At 58.4% G+C, this 17944-nt stretch carries 17 protein-coding genes; 6 read left to right on the top strand and 11 right to left on the bottom strand.

What is annotated here, in order from left to right; all coding sequences use genetic code 11:
- Nucleotides 1–27: 27 nt before the first annotated feature.
- On the bottom strand, nucleotides 28–336 hold the full coding sequence (locus HMPREF2888_RS13255; protein WP_083296597.1) for a hypothetical protein: 309 nt from the start codon (nucleotides 334–336) through the stop codon (nucleotides 28–30).
- Nucleotides 337–489: 153 nt separating this feature from the next.
- Between HMPREF2888_RS13255 and HMPREF2888_RS13250 the strand changes: the two genes are divergently transcribed.
- The gene (locus tag HMPREF2888_RS13250; RefSeq protein ID WP_144676499.1) at nucleotides 490–717 is read left to right on the top strand and encodes a helix-turn-helix domain-containing protein; all 228 of its coding nucleotides are present in this window, start codon (nucleotides 490–492) and stop codon (nucleotides 715–717) included.
- Between the two features lie 269 nt (nucleotides 718–986).
- Here the strand turns inward: HMPREF2888_RS13250 and HMPREF2888_RS01900 are convergent, their stop codons facing one another.
- Nucleotides 987–1982, bottom strand: coding sequence for a site-specific integrase (locus HMPREF2888_RS01900; RefSeq protein ID WP_061926179.1), 996 nt, complete (start codon nucleotides 1980–1982; stop codon nucleotides 987–989).
- A 613-nt stretch (nucleotides 1983–2595) separates the two neighbouring features.
- On the opposite strand from HMPREF2888_RS01900, the gene HMPREF2888_RS01895 reads away from it, so the two are divergent.
- The 3 genes from HMPREF2888_RS01895 to HMPREF2888_RS01885 all read left to right on the top strand — a co-directional run bounded on the left by HMPREF2888_RS01895 (nucleotide 2596) and on the right by HMPREF2888_RS01885 (nucleotide 4003).
- Nucleotides 2596–3264 carry a hypothetical protein gene (locus HMPREF2888_RS01895; RefSeq protein ID WP_005323141.1) on the top strand — a complete coding sequence of 223 codons (669 nt, stop codon included), beginning with the start codon at nucleotides 2596–2598 and terminating at the stop codon, nucleotides 3262–3264.
- Between the two features lie 209 nt (nucleotides 3265–3473).
- On the top strand, nucleotides 3474–3785 hold the full coding sequence (locus HMPREF2888_RS01890) for an ArsR/SmtB family transcription factor (protein WP_005323142.1): 312 nt from the start codon (nucleotides 3474–3476) through the stop codon (nucleotides 3783–3785).
- Entirely contained in the window at nucleotides 3782–4003 is a 222-nt protein-coding gene (locus HMPREF2888_RS01885) for a hypothetical protein (protein WP_005323143.1), read from the top strand. Before HMPREF2888_RS01890 ends, HMPREF2888_RS01885 begins: the two co-directional genes overlap by 4 nt.
- A gap of 387 nt (nucleotides 4004–4390) precedes the next feature.
- Here the strand turns inward: HMPREF2888_RS01885 and HMPREF2888_RS01880 are convergent, their stop codons facing one another.
- Nucleotides 4391–5782, bottom strand: coding sequence for a TetR-like C-terminal domain-containing protein (locus HMPREF2888_RS01880; protein WP_141744805.1), 1392 nt, complete (start codon nucleotides 5780–5782; stop codon nucleotides 4391–4393).
- Nucleotides 5783–6014: 232 nt separating this feature from the next.
- Entirely contained in the window at nucleotides 6015–6194 is a 180-nt protein-coding gene (locus HMPREF2888_RS01875; protein ID WP_061926171.1) for an antitoxin, read from the bottom strand.
- 461 nt (nucleotides 6195–6655) lie between these two features.
- Here HMPREF2888_RS01875 and HMPREF2888_RS01870 point away from each other — a divergent pair, with 461 nt between their 5' ends.
- Entirely contained in the window at nucleotides 6656–7921 is a 1266-nt protein-coding gene (locus HMPREF2888_RS01870; protein ID WP_061926168.1) for a site-specific DNA-methyltransferase, read from the top strand.
- A gap of 5 nt (nucleotides 7922–7926) precedes the next feature.
- Here HMPREF2888_RS01870 and HMPREF2888_RS01865 read toward each other — a convergent pair whose 3' ends face one another.
- The 3 genes from HMPREF2888_RS01865 to HMPREF2888_RS01855 all read right to left on the bottom strand — a co-directional run bounded on the left by HMPREF2888_RS01865 (nucleotide 7927) and on the right by HMPREF2888_RS01855 (nucleotide 12192).
- The gene (locus tag HMPREF2888_RS01865; protein WP_235591107.1) at nucleotides 7927–8862 is read right to left on the bottom strand and encodes a CE1 family esterase; all 936 of its coding nucleotides are present in this window, start codon (nucleotides 8860–8862) and stop codon (nucleotides 7927–7929) included.
- 103 nt (nucleotides 8863–8965) lie between these two features.
- Nucleotides 8966–10717: an ABC transporter ATP-binding protein gene (locus HMPREF2888_RS01860; protein WP_070518121.1), complete on the bottom strand. Its 1752-nt coding sequence runs from the start codon at nucleotides 10715–10717 to the stop codon at nucleotides 8966–8968.
- Nucleotides 10717–12192 (bottom strand): ABC transporter transmembrane domain-containing protein, encoded by a 1476-nt coding sequence (locus HMPREF2888_RS01855; RefSeq protein ID WP_070518120.1) that lies wholly within the window; start codon nucleotides 12190–12192, stop codon nucleotides 10717–10719. Before HMPREF2888_RS01855 ends, HMPREF2888_RS01860 begins: the two co-directional genes overlap by 1 nt.
- Before the next feature lie 68 nt (nucleotides 12193–12260).
- On the opposite strand from HMPREF2888_RS01855, the gene HMPREF2888_RS01850 reads away from it, so the two are divergent.
- On the top strand, nucleotides 12261–13064 hold the full coding sequence (locus HMPREF2888_RS01850; RefSeq protein WP_070518119.1) for a class I SAM-dependent methyltransferase: 804 nt from the start codon (nucleotides 12261–12263) through the stop codon (nucleotides 13062–13064).
- A gap of 18 nt (nucleotides 13065–13082) precedes the next feature.
- On the opposite strand, the gene HMPREF2888_RS01845 is transcribed toward HMPREF2888_RS01850, so the two are convergent.
- The 4 genes from HMPREF2888_RS01845 to HMPREF2888_RS01830 all read right to left on the bottom strand — a co-directional run bounded on the left by HMPREF2888_RS01845 (nucleotide 13083) and on the right by HMPREF2888_RS01830 (nucleotide 17878).
- Nucleotides 13083–14468, bottom strand: a complete 1386-nt coding sequence (locus tag HMPREF2888_RS01845; RefSeq protein ID WP_070455586.1) for an anaerobic C4-dicarboxylate transporter — start codon at nucleotides 14466–14468, stop codon at nucleotides 13083–13085.
- A gap of 134 nt (nucleotides 14469–14602) precedes the next feature.
- Nucleotides 14603–16246: a ribosome biogenesis GTPase Der gene (der, locus tag HMPREF2888_RS01840; RefSeq protein WP_070455587.1), complete on the bottom strand. Its 1644-nt coding sequence runs from the start codon at nucleotides 16244–16246 to the stop codon at nucleotides 14603–14605.
- Nucleotides 16239–16934 (bottom strand): (d)CMP kinase, encoded by a 696-nt coding sequence (gene cmk, locus HMPREF2888_RS01835; RefSeq protein ID WP_070518124.1) that lies wholly within the window; start codon nucleotides 16932–16934, stop codon nucleotides 16239–16241. The genes der and cmk overlap by 8 nt, the downstream gene beginning before the upstream one ends.
- 11 nt (nucleotides 16935–16945) lie before the next feature.
- Nucleotides 16946–17878 carry a pseudouridine synthase gene (locus HMPREF2888_RS01830; protein ID WP_062040699.1) on the bottom strand — a complete coding sequence of 311 codons (933 nt, stop codon included), beginning with the start codon at nucleotides 17876–17878 and terminating at the stop codon, nucleotides 16946–16948.
- Nucleotides 17879–17944: the final 66 nt, after the last annotated feature.

Genomic DNA, 17944 nt, shown 5'->3' with positions numbered 1-17944 from the left:
CTCAAACGGAACAAAACCTGGGGCACTTCAGACCTCCGGTAATTCTTCTGCCCACTCCAGCGCGCCTTCTTGGCCAATGACATGGCTTGCGCAGCGGTTGAGGATGCGGCGGGTGGCATTGAGGCTGGATTTGGATAAATCCGCTGTACGGGCTTGTAAGTAGGTGCGGATCTTTCCGCCATCGCGCAGCAGGTAGATACAGCCGTCCACGGAGATGTCGTCGTACCAGCGGTCGCGCATGTAGCAAAAGTACGTGGCGAGCACGCGCTTGCGGTTGCGCTCAACGGTAGGAGTTGTAGGTGGCAGTAATCCGCGTGTCGTCAGTGTGTCGATCACAGCGTAGACCTCATTGTATTTAGACTTAGGTGGTTCGTCTTTTTCTTCTTGTTCAAAGGAAGTGGTCTCGTGGCTTCCGACCTTCCCGCCGAGGCTCCGGTCAGGCGTTACGCCAACTGGCCTAATGCCCATATCGAGGCCCACGATCCGGTCATGCGGAAATTGCAGGACTTTGCCCGCAACGTCCAGAAACTCACCCTGGACGGGAGCTACCCCAGTGCCAAAGACTTGGCCGAGGCCTGCGGTATCCCCACCTCCACCATCACCCGAATCATCCGCGGCGAGATGATCCCGACGGGACGTGTCATTGCCAATATCGAGGTCACCACAGGCAAGCCCTTGTGGCCGCGCCATCGCAGCAACCGATACGGCAGTCAGTGACCCGAGGGTTGGAAACTGCATGTTTCCGACACTGGTAAGGCGGGTGTGAGTTACATGGGTGTCGTTCATGGCTCACGAGGTGAGCACACCTACACCACGAAATAGGTGGCGGTGCCTTCTTACCTCAGACCATGAGTAAACCCGCAGGTCACAGGGTGGTTCGTCCCTGGTGCGGTCTGAGCGCCATGAGGCGAGTTTTGCGTATCCGCAATCCAACTTTGCGTATCCGCAATCGCTAGGGATAGCTCAGGAAGTCTCCGTGAGCCGAGCTACAGCACGTACAGGCCTCCACCTGGGGTGCCATGAGTCGATCCTCCGGCCAAAAGAATCCGGTAGGCATGGCGGCGGTTAGCTCCGGCCTCGACCACGTAGTCCTCAAACTGGTGCAAGGACTTCAGTCCTGCCGCAGCACACAGCACATCAGCGGGAACTCCGGCTGCAATGCGGTCGATAATCCACGTATTGCGCAGCCTGCGGGTATCCGGCACCATATCCGGCGATGTACTAGGTGTTACCCGGCGGAGATACGCCGAGAGCTGGCTGACGTTCTCGTTGTCGCGGCCTGGCCTGAACAGGTAGTCCTCCGGGCCGGTAGCCATAATGACCGGCTGAAGTACCTCGATATGAGACTTGAGCAGTGGCACCTCGCGCGGGCCAGCCCCGCGGTAGCCGTGCGAAAACAGCAGCACCCCGTCGCCGTCAACACGCACGTCTTTGCCGCGCAGCGTGCAGATTTCTCCTGCGCGCAAGCCCGCACCAAGCGTGAGTGCTAGCACCGTAGTGAAGTTGCGGCGGCGGGCAGCTGTGGGTTGCGACTCGGCCCAATCCCACATCCTGTCACAGGCATAAGAGTCGTAGGGTTCGAGGGTTGGCTCGTAGCTAATCGGGTGCTGGTAGTCAGGGTTCCAGTCGTCGTTGATCACCTCCGCCACACGACACAGCAGCGAGCGCTGGGTTCCTGCGGTGGACGGGCTGAGCTTTGCACCATCTCCGGCAAGGAAGTAGTTTCCGATGATGTCGGGGTGGAAGACGGTCTCGACAGTCACCACGCCGTAGCTCACCCAGACCCAGGCGGCGAGCTTGGACACGCAGTTGAGCGTGTTGCGCAGTGCGTCGCGGCTGGTGTTATCCGGGGTGATGTTAAGTGCGCGCACGCACTCGCGGGTGAAGTCGGCAACGTGGCTCCACGGCTCAGAGCGCACGGCGTGTGGTGTGTAGTTGGCGATGATCGCCTCATAGTCGGCGGTGGTGTAGTTACTGGACATGGGCCTTTCCTTCGTCGGCACGATCGCAGTGGAATGGGGCGGTGTAGTGGATGCTACGTAGCTAGGCCACGCAGTGCACTCCGCTACACATAGTCTTGTTTGCCGATCTGCAATCTGGCAAGCAGGTGGCCTCACACCGCCAACTTCGCAGGAATTTCTTATATGGCCTGCATGTTTGCGGTTCCGCAAACATCTACCAGACGAACCACCACATCATGTTGTGGAGATCAAAAAAGGGACATGCCATATTTAGCACCCCCGCGCGAGCCTCGGACACGGCCTTAATCCTACCCACCAAGTCCTTCAAGGCCCCGCTTTGTGACCCACAGCTATGTCCACCACAACATGTAGATCCGCTGCCCCCGGTTGTGGCTAACCGATACGTGCGCGACCTGCGCGGAGCCTCAACCACACCCCGCACCGACTAGCGTGACCACCGTCGAGCGAGATTGCGTATCCGCAATTTTGTCTTAACTCACGCGGCTTGTTGCCATACCTCACACATCGGCAACCCACCGCGCGGACAGTTTGCGTATCCGCAAATTTCTACCTGTTACCGTGCCCGACACTTGACATTTCCACTGCTCACACCCTCAAAGGAAAGGGACGAACCATGTCCACACTCGACATGAGCACACCACTGTACTGCCAGTACTTCACCGCCGAGCTTGAGGTAGACGACCTCGCCCAAGTCACCGAAACCCTGAAACAGGGAAAACAGGTGGCCGACACCATCTTGTCCATGTCCACCGCCGCGCTCTACAACCACGTCATTAGCTTCACAGGCCCGCAGGGGCTTATCACCGAGCGCGAAATCAACGTCCTCACCGCGTTTAACTCCATGTCGGTGGCCACTGCCCCGGTGCGCGTCACGTTTGTCACCCTGGCCGACACTTACGGAAACCGTGCGGGACTCACCCGCATCCAAGGCGGTGAGTCCGCCCGCGGCCTAATCCCGCTTACCCGGTCTGTAAACGAGGCCACGGTTGCAGACATGTCTGCCACCACACCAGGACTCACCATCAATCTGCCCAATAGTGTCCACGACGACCTGATCATTCGCTGCACGACTTTTGACCCGGACGGGTGCGTTCCCGAAGCAAAGGACGAGTTTCCCGGCGTGGACTACTGCCCTAGCCTGTACCACCTTTTGCGGGACGAACCATCTCCAGGCATCGACATCACCCACGACATTATCCGCGCACTACTTCCCTACCGCGGGATCCACATGGAGGTAGAGCCGAGGATTCTCGATGGCGATGTAGACATCGAGCGGCTGTAGCTGCTGGCTACGCTGTAAGCCATGAAGGAACCCAGCTGTGGTGTGTGCTGCGGCTGGGTTTCTTCTTGGGGAGGGTGAAGAGGGGACGTGATGGGACACCGGCCACGTCTTAAGTCGGGCAGCGTCTCCGCCAGACCCGGCAGAACTTGCACACCGCCGACTGTAAGCATATACTTACACCTGACATCGTTCGATTACGATACGGAGGGATGATGGACGCAGCACGGCTCGCTCAGATGCTCAGTGCTCTCGGAAGTGAGCCTCGGTTGCGAATTATCGCCTCCCTAGAGACGGATTCGACCCATGTCAGTGAGCTGGCCCGCCGACTCGGGATGTCTCGGCCACTGCTCTACCAGCACCTCAACCGCTTGGAAGCTGCTGGACTCATCGAGAGTGGCCTGGAACAGCTCGGAGAGAGCCGAGTGAGGAAGCACTACTGGGTCGCTCCGTTTCAGCTTGAAGTAACTCCAGACCACATTAGGCACCTGATTAATCAAGAACAGAAAAGGGAATCTTCGTGACACTTACCGCTACCGTATTTCTTGTCATCCTCGCCGCCGCACTACCACTCGCGATCTTCGTTGCTCTTACCGTCTGGGTGGTACGCACCGTCACCAGCGCACGACGCGAAACGGCGACGGCGATCGATGGTTCCAACCAACTCATCGTGGAGCATCTACGCAACATCACCGAGCGGTTGGATCGGATTGAGGCCCAACTCAGCGAGATCCCCGAGTAATCAGGCTCTTCCTTAAACAAGGGGCGCGGTGGTTTTGGCTCCGCGCTATGGGCTGTCACAGCGTATGCGCTAAGCACGTCGCGTAGACCTCCAGCAACATAAACTTGCTTGTGACTTTGGCGGCGGGGTGTGTCTCCGGTCGTGGCGTTATCCTGTCCCTCTCGCGGATAGGGGCTAGGACTGGGGACGAACCACGTGGTGTGCCCCCACCTCCGACACCGCCCCGGCCCACCTGCCGACGGAACCGGCCACGGAAACCGACGGAAACCACCGCTGTGGTTCGGGTCGTTGCAGGTGAGGGGGTAGTTTCGCAAAAGACTCCGGAAAAGAACCCGGCTTTAAGCAGTAATCACCTACCGCTTAAAGCCGGATTCTTCTTTTCGACCACTAAAGTCCTTGAATCTGGCCCTTAATTCCCAAGTGCTCCGCGATGCCCACAAGCTCGATGTCGAAAATGCGTGAGGCCAGGTCAAAGAGGAATTCACGGGGTTGGTCGCGTAGCGCGCCAAAGGTTGTCAGGTGCGCGAAACCGTGGATGGTGGACCACATCGACATGACCATCGTGTACAGCGCCCATGGAGTACGAGGGCCACCGGCCTCGTCGAGGGCATCGCGCGCAATCGTCATGAAATAGCCGAAGGTCTCGCCCATCTCGAAACGCGAATTGATTAGGTCCTTGCGTTCAAAAGACGCTGGCACGATGGAACCTGAGGTAATCATCGTCAGGCCTAAGAAGCCGACTGGGTCATGGTGCGCAAAGCCTAAATATCCGAAAGCACACGCCTTCATCGTGCTAAAACCGAGACTCTTCCCGCCTGCGTAACGCATCTGTTCGCGGAGATGCTCGTGTGCGATGGCATCGATATGCTTTTCCAATAAGGAAAGGAGCTTTTGATCTCCTTCTATCAAATGCGTCGCCCGGTCGAAATCGATACCAGCACGTTCGGCGGCAGTGCCGAGATGCATATTGCTAAGGCCGGAGTCGACGATGTCCTCCACCGCGCCGCGCAGTAGAGCCCTAACTACTTCCCCGTCGTTGCCTCGTGGCAAATCTTTGGCGCGAATTCTTTTATCAGCTGGGAGGCTACCTCCCATCGCAACTGGATCCTGCGGCGGGATAGCACCGTGCGCGAAACCTACTGCCAACCCGGCGCTTAGGTAGTCCAAACAGGCATTGAAAGTCTGCTTCTTCGCGGTTGGCGAAAGATGTCGAAGCACGCCCGTGGTACACAGATGGGAGATACCGTGGACACCAACCAAAAGGCTCACGGCTTGGATACGGACCAAGTCTGCATCGCGCGGTCCGCCAGCTTCCTCTATGCAATCGCGTGCGATGTTGAGCAGAACATCCAGCGTGGGGCGCTTGCCGGAGCGCTGGAGATAATCATCGAAGCTCAGCTCATAAGAGTGCAGGCTCGGAGCTGCTTGCGTAAACGTGAAGGCGTCGAAATAGACCGGATGCTTCTGCGCGAACTCGAAAAAGCCAGTAGCCATGGCTCGCATACGATCGAGCGCCGTGGCATCAGGGCTTAAGTACTTTTCTTGCTCATCTAGATAGTGGATGACCAGTTTGTCGAGGTAAGCTTTAGCCTCATCAGCCAATTGCTCATCAGATGCAAAAAGCTTCTTCGCCTCTTTGACCTCAACATCGGTCTGTTCCGCGACGGTACACACTGCAACGGCATCGCGTCCGGCGCGCGCAATGACGCGAACTGCCAGATCTAGCATGCACTGTCGTGGCGAGCCCGAGGCCAAGCAAGCATCTACAGATGTCTTCACGCAATCCACCCTACTGTGGTCTAGGTATCCGTTCCGGGAAAATTGATGCGCTCAGCATCAATTAAGCAAACACATATGACCACATATGACATAGCCAACATGTCCGAGCTTTGCCCTCCGATGGAGGTACCGCCCCAAAACCACAAAGCTCCCAGCAAACTAAGTTGCCGGGAGCTATGGATTAATTCGCCGAGATTGGGACACTGGCTAGGCCCCAATCAAGCAATAAGCTTTAGGCGCCAGCGTTGCCGATCTGGTCATCGAGCTTGTCGCGACCCTGCTGAATCTTGTCAGCCTTGTCCTCGCCGAACTTCTGCTCTGCCACCTCAGCAGCCTTGTCGAGGCCCTTATCGGAAATCTGCTCGCCCTTGTCAGAGTTCAGTGCGTCCTTTGCCTTGTCGAAGATACCCATTTAGCATCCCAACCTTTCTAAAATACTTTCGATATATCTTTCACCGCACCCCCAATGAAGGCTAAACCCCTTCATCGCGAATGCCTTTCCAACGCTACATGCGTTTGCCAATTCATGCCATAAAGAACTATTTATAGACGGGAATAGGCTCGCCATTTTCGGACAATCGCAGTCCATTCGCCTTTCCTTAAAATTTTCAGATTTCTCAGGTTTTACCTGCGATAACACCCCCGAGTCCACCCCCGATTTTAAGTATTTGTTCCAGCAATATAAGAGTCAACAAATTAAGTAAAATTAGGGAATGCTAGCGTAGCAGAACATCACTCAAATGATCCTGACGGTCGTTTTCTGGCGTTTTCCATCGGTACGCGCGCAAACTTGCAAAAATGATAGCCGCGGCATGGGAGGATGACCCAGCCCCCATCATTTCCCCCACCACCTAAAATCATCCGTTTTCAGTCATGACCTCAACCCACAGCGACTCCGCGAGCGCCCCAACTGCCGATTCCCAAGCCCAAGAGGAATTCTTTGGGCTTGTCTGGCCAGGCAAGGCGCAAGCAGCAGAACAAGCAACAATTGCGACCACCAAGCAAAAGATTGCAGTGTCAACGCCGGCAGCTTGTTCCAATTCCATTGTCGAAGGCGACAACCTCGACGCGCTCAAGCTGATGGTGGCAGATGGCTTTGCTGCCGATGTCATCTACATCGACCCTCCGTATAACACCGGCAAAGACTTTGTTTACAAGGACAATTACCGCAACCGCCGCAAAATGAACTCCGGCAGCTATAGCGGCTGGCATGCGCAGTGGCTGTCTATGATGCTCCCCCGGCTCATCCTCGCGCGACAGGTCCTCAAAGACACCGGTTTTATCTTTGTCTCCATCGGTGAAGATGAAAGTGCCAACGTACGCAAAGTGCTGGATGAAATATTCGGTGAGAACTGTTTTGCCGGACAATTGATCTGGAAAAAGGGCGGGACTGGAAAGAACGACTCCAAATACGCGGTGGTCGAGCACGAGTACATTTTGGTTTATGCCAAGTCCCCAGCTAACCCCGGTTTCAACGCCGATTCTGAAGGGCATACCACGACCAAGTACAACTTCAGCGACGAGAAGGGAAACTATTCGCTGGTCCGCCTGGACTCCAAGACACTGGGTTATCTTCCTTCCCTAGACTTTCCCATCGCTGATCCCCAAGGCCGCGAATACTGGCCCGACCAGCCAGCCGGCAAAGACAAGGTCGCACGCTGGCGCTGGGGCAAAGATAAGGTCGAGGCCAACTATGAGCAATTGATCTTTCGACGCGGCTTTGTCTACACGAAGAACTATCAGAAAAAGGGCGCGCGGCCACGTTCCATCCTGGACGGTGAACGCTTTGGCGTCACACGCGCTGGACGCCGCGATGCGGAGGACGTCATGGGAGTTCAGGGCGTGTTCGATTTCCCGAAGCCAGTGCGCCTTATCAAGCACCTCATCGCCATCGCCGGCGGTCCCGACGCCGTAGTGCTTGATTTCTTCGCCGGATCCGGCACTACCGCTCAGGCGGTCCTGGAACTCAACAGCAGCGACGGCGGCTCCCGCAGCTTTCACTTGGTCCAGATGCCGCAACCTACCGATAGCAAAGGCCCGGCTTTTGCCGCGGGGTACAAGACGGTCGCAGACATTTGCGTCAGCCGCGTCGCCGCCGTACCAAACGCTAAGTTTGCACACTACGTCCTGCAGGATTAGCAAGACTACTTCGTTTTCTTGCCAGATTCTGGGTCAATGGTGCCTGCGGGGCGACCTGGAATACCGAAGAAATCGAGAACGCGGTCTGTGGCAAAGCCCTTGCCTACCTCCGCGCGATCGTCGGCAAGCCCGCCCGGCCAGATATGCGAGCCGCCGCCGATACGGATGTGCTGCAGCGGAGCCTTACAACCAATCCACGTTTGCTGCAGAGCGTTGTTAACCAGCTGCGTCGTTGAGATCTGCGTGGTGCATTCATTCCGGCGCCGGTTTTGCTCCATGACTTCCGCTACCGAATCGTACTTAGTGGCATGACGGGTTCCGCCGTAGTACTCCACCACGGGGTCATCGGTGCCGTGCATATCGAGGCGGCCGACTGGGGCTTCCGAACAGCCCTGGTGAATGCCCTCATAATAGGCCGCAGACACCGTTGCGATAGAGCGGAAAGTCTCCGGCATACGGCACGCCAAAAAGGCAGCAAATCCACCGCCGTTGGATAGGCCCGCGGCAAAGATACGGTCATCATCTACCGCATAGGTAGCACGCAAGCTATCAACCATGTCTGCAACGAATTTAAGGTCTTCTTCCTCGCTCGTTTTCGCATAAGGCGCCGGCGTCCAAGCATTATCCTCACCTTCTGGATAAACCAGAATGGCTTTCGCGGAGTTGAACTCCGTATAGCCCTCAATGGTCTTGGGTTTCTCGCCCCAACCGTGGAAGACCATCACCACTGGCCAGCGCTTATCCGCGTCATAGTCTTCCGGCACATGCAGCAGGAAGTTGCGGCCATTCGGCATATTAATCTGCTTGGTTTGACCTGGCTCCGGGCCATCCAAAGGCGCTGAGACAGGGATGCCGAAGTCAGAGTCCTTATCCCAGAGCGTTCCGGACTCTGGCGCAGGCTCCTGCGTTGGCGTTGCCGAACAAGCTGTGGCAAAAGCCAAATTTAGACAAAACAGCACAAGCAGTGATTTCTTTAGGCTGCTCCGAGTAGAGCCGGCAAAAGCCCACCGCAAGTTAGAACAACGAGCATTAAGGGACACCTTCTCAGTCACGTCCTTTCTGCCACGCGTTCCACAATTGTTGATATCGGCCTTTAGAATCTAGCAGCTGCGCATGAGTGCCCTGTTCAATCACCCGGCCATCTTCCATAACCAGCACACAATCAGCCTTGGCGGCTTGGTCAAGACGGTGGGCAACCATAAGTGAAGTGCGCCCTTTTGTGACGGCATCGGCAGCCGCGTCGAGTGCGCCCGCACCACGCGAACCGGCCTCTGCAGTTGCCTCATCAAGAACCACGATTGCCGGATCCAGCAACATAATACGAGCCAGCGCCAGCTGTTGCGCTGCAACGGGGTCTAGCTGAATGCCCCAAGCGCCCACGACTGTATCAAGGCCATCGGCCAAGTCCTCAACCCAGCGCGCCTGGACTGCGCGTAGTGCCTGCCAAATCTCCTCGTCACTGGCATCGGGGTTACCCAGGGACAGGTCATCGCGCAGCGTGCCGGAAAAGACGTGGACTTCCTGGGAGACCATGGCCAGGCGGGTAACTCGCTCGGCGTCGGAAAGCCACGAGACCTCTACCCCATCAACCTTGACGCTGCCAGCACTCGGCACGCGCAGACCAGCCAGCAGCGCCGCAACTGTAGTCTTTCCCGCGCCGGAAGCACCCACCAGTGCGACGGACTGCCCCGGCGCAATGCTGACGTTGACGTCGCGCACCGCCCACGCGTTATCGCCGTAGCTAAAGCTAACGTCCTCCATCGCGACCTCACCACGCGGAGCCGGAGCTCCTGCGGACGGAATTGCCGCGGGCGGATCCGTAGTAACGCCAACGATGCGTGCGAGAGAGGCATAGCCCGACTGCACCGTATCCAGCACGCGCATAAGCCCGAGCAGCGGGCCACGCAGGCGGATAAGCATCAGCATCGCCGCCGTTACTGAACCCACCGTCATCGCGCCCTGCGTTGTAACCCAAAAGCCCACCAAAAGACCGACGCTCAACATCACCAGCTCCACGGTGGTGATCCATAGCTGCAAGACCATCATCGTGCGCCTTGCGGCGAAGCCATGCTCAACCACCTCACGGGAAGCGCCATTGATGCGCTCACGCATCTGCGGCTCCATCTGATAGGCACGCACAGTGGCGCGTCCGTGGATTGTCTCCAAGATGCGGCGCGCACGCTCCGCCATGGAGGCGCGCTCGTCGGCGTAGCGCTGCGGCGCATGGCGCAGGTAGTTGCGCGCAGCAAAGAAATAGATTGGCGCTGCACAAACCACCACCAGTAGGAACTGCCAGTCCAGGGTTACCAGGGCGATGGCGGTAGTACAGATGGCAAACAGCGAGCTCGTTAAGACCGGCGCTGTCTCCGTTACGGCCGAGGAAAGCTCAGCCACGTCATCCGTGGAACGGGAGACCAAGTCACCCGATCCGGCCTCCTCCACGCGGTGGACCGGCAGGCCCAAGGCCGTGCCGACAGTCTCCTCGCGCAGGTTCGCAATCACTCGCTCAGTAATGCGCGAAAGCAGATAAAAACCGGCCGCAGAAAGCCCAGCCGAGGCAATCGCAACCACGATGAGCCCAATGCCAATGCCGCTGAGACTGCGCAGCTGCCCGCTCCCCTCAACCACCGCATCGACAATCTTGCCCAGCAGCACTGGGATATAGACATTGGCCACCGCACCACCGGTAAGCAATGCTAGCGCCAGGAAACAGACCTTGCCCGCATTCGGCAACGCCTTCACGTGTTCGCCCACCTTGCGGCGGACCTGCGGCCAGGTTGCAGTAGGAAAACGCATTAGATGTCCTCCCCTTCGCTCGCGCGCGCGGCTGCAGCAGGCTCGCTCACACTATCGGCCACCGTGGTCCACGCCGGCGCATTGGTATATACCACGGTGGTCATCCCGCGGCGGGCGTCACGCACGCGCTCAGCGACGACCTGTTCCGTCACCGAGTCGAGCGCAGTGGTCGGATCCTGAAGGATGAGCACCTCGGCGTCGGCAGCAATCGCGCGCGCCAACGCAACGCGCTGACGCTGACCACCAGACAGCGCCCCGCCGTTTTCGCCGACCTCCTTTTCCAGACCGCCGGGAATATCCTCCGCCGCCGCGACATGCAGCGCACGTTGCGCCGCACCCTTATCCGCAGCAATGTTGGACTCAACGGAACCTGCAAAAAGGTCCGCCGCATGCGGGGCCACAAGGAAGCGGTCTCGCGGCAGGTCAATCAGCTCTCGCGGGGCCACTCCCTTGATGACGTGCAGGCCAGGCTGCCAGCCAGGATCCCTAGCATCCGCCGCCTCACGGAAAGGCGCGTTGAGCAAAGCCGTAATGCGGCGACCACTAGCTTGAGCCGCGGCCCACCGCGAGGCAATATTCTTGCCCATCATCGTCATCGGCGTGATGACGAACTGCGTTAGGCCGACCACTGTGATGAGTTGTCCAACGCTCATCGCGCCCTTTACCGCCATCGCGCCGGCGGCCAGAGCCACCACGATGACGTAAATGGAACCGACAGCTTCGGTCGTGGCATTCAGCCGCGCGCGGGCGCCATTGGCAGAAACCGTCTTTGTATAGGCCGTGTCCGATACCTGCGAATAACGGCCCCGCACCGTCGCGATAGCGCCTAGGCCTTTCAGAATGCGTAGACCCTGAACCACATCGGTGGCCATCGCGGAAGCCTGTGCTAGGGCGGCCTGACGCGCGCCCGAGCTCTGCCGCAAAGGCTTTGCCGCACGCAGAGAAAACCAAACCACCAGCGGTCCCCCGAGCAAGATGGCAATTCCCAGCGCCCAATTAACGCGCGAAGTCATCACCGCGACGTAGACAATGGCGCTAACTTCCGCCACGGGAAAGACAGTCATGATGACCGCATCAGACACGCGCTTGGTATCTGAGGACGCGATGGACAATAACTCGCCCGCCGTATGTTTAGCACCGGCAATCCCACGGGGATCCTGAATGCGATCCGTCACCGCCATGCGCAAGTCATGGCCAACCTCCAGCATGGCTCGGGAAAACATTCCGCGCGCGCACCATGCCGCCGACGCATTAACGCAAAAAATAGCAAGCAAAATCCCCAACCAGCGCAGCAAAGAGGAAAAGGACTGATAAGCAATCGCTCCATCGATAGCGTTTCCTACAACAACTGGGGTCATGCCGTTGCACAAGAATGAAACGGACATCAATACGGCCGCAGGGATCGTCTTTTCGCGCCGAGAAAACACGGTCTTTAAAAGCCACCGTGAATCCTGAGGTACGGGAAGTCTCGACATGGTGACCCATTCTATTTCAGCTTGGATAATTTTCCGGAACCGTCTAACACGGTAGGTTATAAGTCCATATGACTTCTCAACTGCCCAACCCCGCGCACTATCCGAGTTACCGCAAGGCCTCGGAGAAGCAAACCCCTACCTTCAAGGGGGCGGAGCATCGTGCAGCCTCCGCACGTGCCTTCGTGCAGGGTGCCGATAACTACCATGACGTGCGCCCCAGCTACCCTGCCGAAGTAGCCGTACTAATAGCGGATGCCCACACGGTGGTCGATATCGGCGCTGGCACCGGCAAGCTCACGCAGACCCTGCACAATCCCGTCGTTCTGGCCTGCGACCCTTCCCCCGACATGACGCGCGTGCTGCGCACCCAGCTTGGTATTCCAGCCTGGCGGGCGGTGGCGGAGAGCACTGCGCTTGCCGACGCCTCTGTGGACGCTGTCGCCTGCGCCCAGACCTGGCACTGGGTCGAAGTGGAAAAAGCCTGTAGAGAATTCGATCGCATCGTGCGGCCAGGCGGCAAGGTGCTTCTAGTGTGGAACACCCTCGACGTCGGCGCCGACCCGTGGATCCTGCGCCTGGCCCGCATCATGCACTCCGGCGATATCCAGCGCCCCGGCTTTCTCCCCGAGCTTGCCCCTCCCTGGGAAATCGAGCGCGAACTGCGGCTTAACTGGGCGCATACGCTCTCCCCGGAACAGCTACATCAATTGATGCACACCCGCTCTTATTGGCTGCGCAACGGAGAAAAGATCCATGAGCGCATGACCTATAACCTTAATTGGTACCTCTTCGAGCACATGGGCTTTGCACCCGGCCAGCTAATCGACATCCCGTATCGCACGGATGCCTTTTTGCTGCGCCGAGCGCACTAGAACCAGAAGAGTCTAGAACTAGAGAAGTACTGTCGCCAGCAGGGAGCCCACGACGCAGGAGGTAAACACCGAGATCGCGCCGGGGATGATGAAGGAATGGTTTACCACGAACTTGCCGATGTGCGTGGTGCCGGTGCGGTCGAACCCGATGCAGGCAAGGTCCGAAGGGTAGGTCGGCAGGATGAAGTAGCCATAGGCGGCACCGTAGAAGCCAACAATGATGGCTGGGTCAATGCCCAGGGACAGTCCGATCGGCGCAATGGCTACCAGAGCGGCGGCCTGGGAGTTGACCAGCTTGGACACGACGATCAGGACGATGGCATAAGCCCACGGAGCGGACTCCACAATTCCGCCCAGATTAGATTCCAGAGAGTCGATGTGGGCTTCGAAGAAGGTATCGGCCATCCAGGCCACGCCGAAGACCGAGAACACTGCGGTCATGCCCGCCTTGAACACTGGCGTGGAGGCGATCTTCTTGTTGTCGACGTCGCAGAAAATCAGGATGATTGCACCGGCGACCAGCATGACCATTTGAATGACCAGGTTCATCGACAGGGCCTTCAACTCACCGTCCTCATTCGGGAAGGAAGGACGCAGGACGTCGAATGCGCCCAAGATGACCACGATGGCAATGGCGGATAGGAAGACCGCAACGGAGCGCTTTGCCGACGCCGGGAATACCTCGTCCAGCAGGGAGTGGCTGGAGGCGGAGATGGTCTTGGCAAACTCTGGATCCTTCATCTTCTCTTGGAAGACCGGGTCCTTATCAAGGTCTTTACCGCGACGCAGCGACCAAAGGGCAGCCAGGAAGACGCCGGAAAGCGATGCCGGAATGGCGACCATGAGGATCTGCGGGATGGAATAAGACGTGCCGGTGATACCAGCGTTCTCAGCAATAATGGAGGCAAGGGACACCGTAGCAACGGAAACTGGCGAGGCGGTGATACCCATTTGCGCAGAGGTCGAAGCAACCGCCATTGGGCGCTCCGGGCGAATACCCTTCTTCAGGGCGATGTCCTCGATGATGGGAAACATCGTGTAGACCACGTGGCCGGTACCGCATAGAACGGTCAGGAACCAGGTGGTAAGCGGAGCCAAGATGGTGATGCGTTCTGGATGCGCACGCAGGAATTTCTCCGCGAACTGCATCATCACTTCGAGGCCCCTCGCCTGCTGCAGCGTAGCCGCACAGCCAATGACGGCGATGATGGTCAGCATCACGTCCACCGGTGGCTCGCCCGGAGCCAGGCCGAAGACGAAGACCATGACGATAAGGCCGATGCCGGAGATAAGGCCCAAGCCGAGGCCGCCGTAGCGGGTGCCGAGCAACAGCGCGGAGAGAATGACGATGACTTGAAGAACGATCGCCACTACTGAGGCGGGATCGAGAACTGAGGCTAACATGTCGTGCCTTTCGGAAAACCAAATCAATTACACATATTTAGATTATTCGAACGGGCATAACATCACAGAACCAAAAAAGGCGAGCTATTCGTCACACCTTGCGGGGGTGGAAAATAGCTCGCCTTTTGATCGCGTTAGCGCTTAGAGTTCTTACCGCGACGCTCGCGCACGCGCACCGCGATGCGCACCGGAGAACCGTGGAAGCCGAAACGCTCGCGGAACTTGCGCTCCAGATAGCGACGATAACCAGCGTCCAAGAAGCCAGTAGTAAACAGCACTATTGTTGGCGGCTGCGTCGATGCCTGCGTAGCAAAGAGCACGCGCGGCAGGCGGTTGTTCTTCATCGGCGGCGGGTTCGCAGCGATGGCCTCACGCAGCCAGTTATTGAGCTGGCCGGTGGATACACGCTGATCCCAGCTCTCCAGAGCCTCAATCATCGCCGGCTCCAGGCGCTGCAGCGCGCGGCCAGTCTGCGCGGAGATGTTGACGCGGGTAACCCATGGCAGGTGGCGCAGCTGCTCGTCGATCTCACGATCCAGGTAGTAGCGGCGGTCCTCGTCCATCAGGTCCCACTTGTTGAACGCGATGACTAGAGCCTTGCCGGATTCGAGAACCATGTTAAGCACACGCTGGTCCTGTTCAGAGACCTCCTCGGAGGCGTCGATAAGCATGATGCACACCTCAGCAGCGTCGATGACGCCGCGGGTACGCAGCGAAGCGTAATACTCGTGCCCTTGCGCGTTCTTGACTTTCTTGCGCAGGCCAGCAGTATCGATGAACTTCCAGAGACGCTGATCAAGCTGCACCAGTGAGTCAACTGGGTCGACCGTAGTACCCGCCACATTGTCCACGACGGAGCGTTCCTCGGAGGTCAGCTTATTCAGCAGCGAGGACTTACCAACGTTCGGCTTACCCACCAGCGCCACGCGACGCGGTCCGGAAGTAATCGAAGAATGGCGCGGCTCCTCGGGGAAAAGACGCAGGATCTCATCGAGAACGTCCGCGCCACCGCGGCCATGCTGCGCAGAAACCGGCCAAGGATCGCCCAAGCCCAAAGCGTAGAACTCGGCCATATCGGCGTACATGGTCTCAGAATCGAACTTGTTGGAGACCAAGATGACCGGAACCTCGGACTTTTGCAGCTTGCGTGCCATAACAGAGTCGGTCTCGGTGATGCCGACCTTCGTGTCGACCACGAAGACGATGACATCTGCAGTTGCCATGGCCTGCTCTGCCTGGCGAGCAATAGCAGCGTGGATGCCCTTGACGTTCGGGTCCCAGCCGCCAGTGTCCTGGACGAGGAAGCGCTGGCCGTTCCAGTCCGCGATATAGGAAACGCGGTCACGGGTAACGCCTGGGTGATCCTCCACCACTGCCTCACGGCGGCCCAAGAAACGGTTTACGAGGGAGGACTTGCCCACGTTTGGGCGACCAACAACAGCCACGGTGCAGAGGTTTTCCTCGGTGTGGGAATCCTGCACGCCGAAGGCACGGGAAAGTTCTTCCCACTCCTCCTCGCTCATTGGCTCTTCGCCGTCAGACTCATAGTCTTCACCGAAGTCGGCGTCGCCGAACTCGGAATCATCAAACTCACCGTTCTCGAGCTCCGACTCGTCGAATTCGTAGTCGAATTCTTCGGCATCGAAATCGCTCGGGGCCCAGCCGCCGTGCGGGTCACGGGCTACTTCTTCTTCGAGCTTTCCCACTGGATAGTGGAACTGGGTATCGAAGTCGCCTGCGGCGTTATTGTCTTCTTGACCTGCAAAACCCTTAGACATGTGCAGACTCCTTCACAATTTCGGTGAGAGCGTCGAGGACCTCTTCCAGGCTCATGAAAGAGGTATCGACGAGGGTGGCGTCTTCAGCTGGACGCAGCGGCGAGGTGGCGCGGGAAGAATCCGCGGCATCACGGCGCTCGACGTCTGCCAAGACGGTGGCGAAATCAGATTCCAAGCCTGCGGCGAGGTTCTGATCGTGGCGGCGCTGGGCGCGTACCTCAGCGGAGGCGGTCATGAATGCCTTCGCCGGGGCGTCGGCAAGCACCACAGTTCCGATGTCGCGGCCTTCAACGATGGCGCGGTGCGCATCCCGGGCTAGCTTGCGCTGCAGCTCCACCAAGTTCTGGCGAACCTCAGGGACCGCCGAAACTGCGGAAACGTTGCGGGTGACTTCGTCCTCACGAATGACGCGGGAGACGTCCTCTCCGTCGAAGAGGACCTGCTTGGAATCAGGATCGTCAGAGACCTCCAGCGGCAAGTCTGTAGTGGCCTTGATGACCGCATCCGTGTCAGCTGGGTCGATGCCAGCGCGCAACACCGCAAGCGTGGCCACACGGTACATGGCGCCCGTGTCGACATACTTTGCGTCGAGGCGCTTAGCCAAAGCACGGCAGGTGGTGGACTTGCCGGTGCCGGAGGGACCGTCGACGGCCAGGATGAGGCCGCCTTCAGGCATGTTTGAAATCATGTTTCCTTCCATTACATCCCCACCGCCTTATAAAGGCTGGCCAACTCGCTGGAGTTGAGCGCACGCAGGATACCTGGCTTCATCTCGCCCAGCTGCAGGGTGTGCAGCTTGGTGCGGACCAGACGCTGGACTGGGAAGCCAGCTTCCTTGAGCATGCGGCGGACGATGTGCTTGCGGCCTTCGTGCAGTTCAACGCGAACCAAGGAATAGCCTTGGTTCTTGTCCACGACCTGGACATAGTCGGCCTTTGCCAAGCCGTCCTCGAGCTCCACGCCTTCCTTCAGGGTGCGTACCAAGCCGTTGCCAGCCTCGCCTAGAACGGTAGCGAGGTAAGTCTTGCGCACCTCGTACTTCGGGTGCATCAGGCGGTTGGCCAGCTCACCATCATTGGTGATGAGGATAAGCCCCTCGGTATCGGCGTCCAGACGGCCGACGTGGAACAAACGCTGACCTGCGGCCACGCGTTCACCGATGAGGTCGCCGATGCAGGGGCGGCCCAGTTCATCGCTCATGGTGGACTGCAGACCGCGCGGCTTGTTGAGGATGAAGTACTGCGTTTCTTCGTTGACGTTGATGCGCACGCCGTCGACGCGGATGATATCCACGTTTGGGTCGACGCGTACGCCCTGCTGCATGATGATTTTTCCGTTGACCTCAACGCGGCCGGCATCGATCATGATTTCGGCGTGACGGCGGGAGGCAACGCCTGCCTTGGCCAAGACCTTCTGGAGGCGTTCGCCCTTGGAGTTATTCGACTTGCCTTCGGTCAGCCAATCTGCGCCCAGTTCGCGGGCGACGGAATCTGCGGTGGCCTTCTTTTTCCTATTTGCGCGTTCACGCTTGTCGACGTGTTGATGGCGGGCCGGCTTCGCATTGGAGACAAGCATCTCGCTGTCTCGCTGCTTCTTTTCCGGTGTGCCGTCTCGGCGAGCGGGTGGGGTCACAATAAGTGTCCTTATCAGTAGAAGTTATGAAGTTACCTGCGCAATGCTACCCCACTGCCGCGCACC

Origin of the sequence: Corynebacterium sp. HMSC077D03 (assembly GCF_001808545.1) — a bacterium.
Classification (GTDB): domain Bacteria; phylum Actinomycetota; class Actinomycetes; order Mycobacteriales; family Mycobacteriaceae; genus Corynebacterium; species Corynebacterium simulans.
This window is presented reverse-complemented; position numbering and strand designations above follow the sequence as displayed.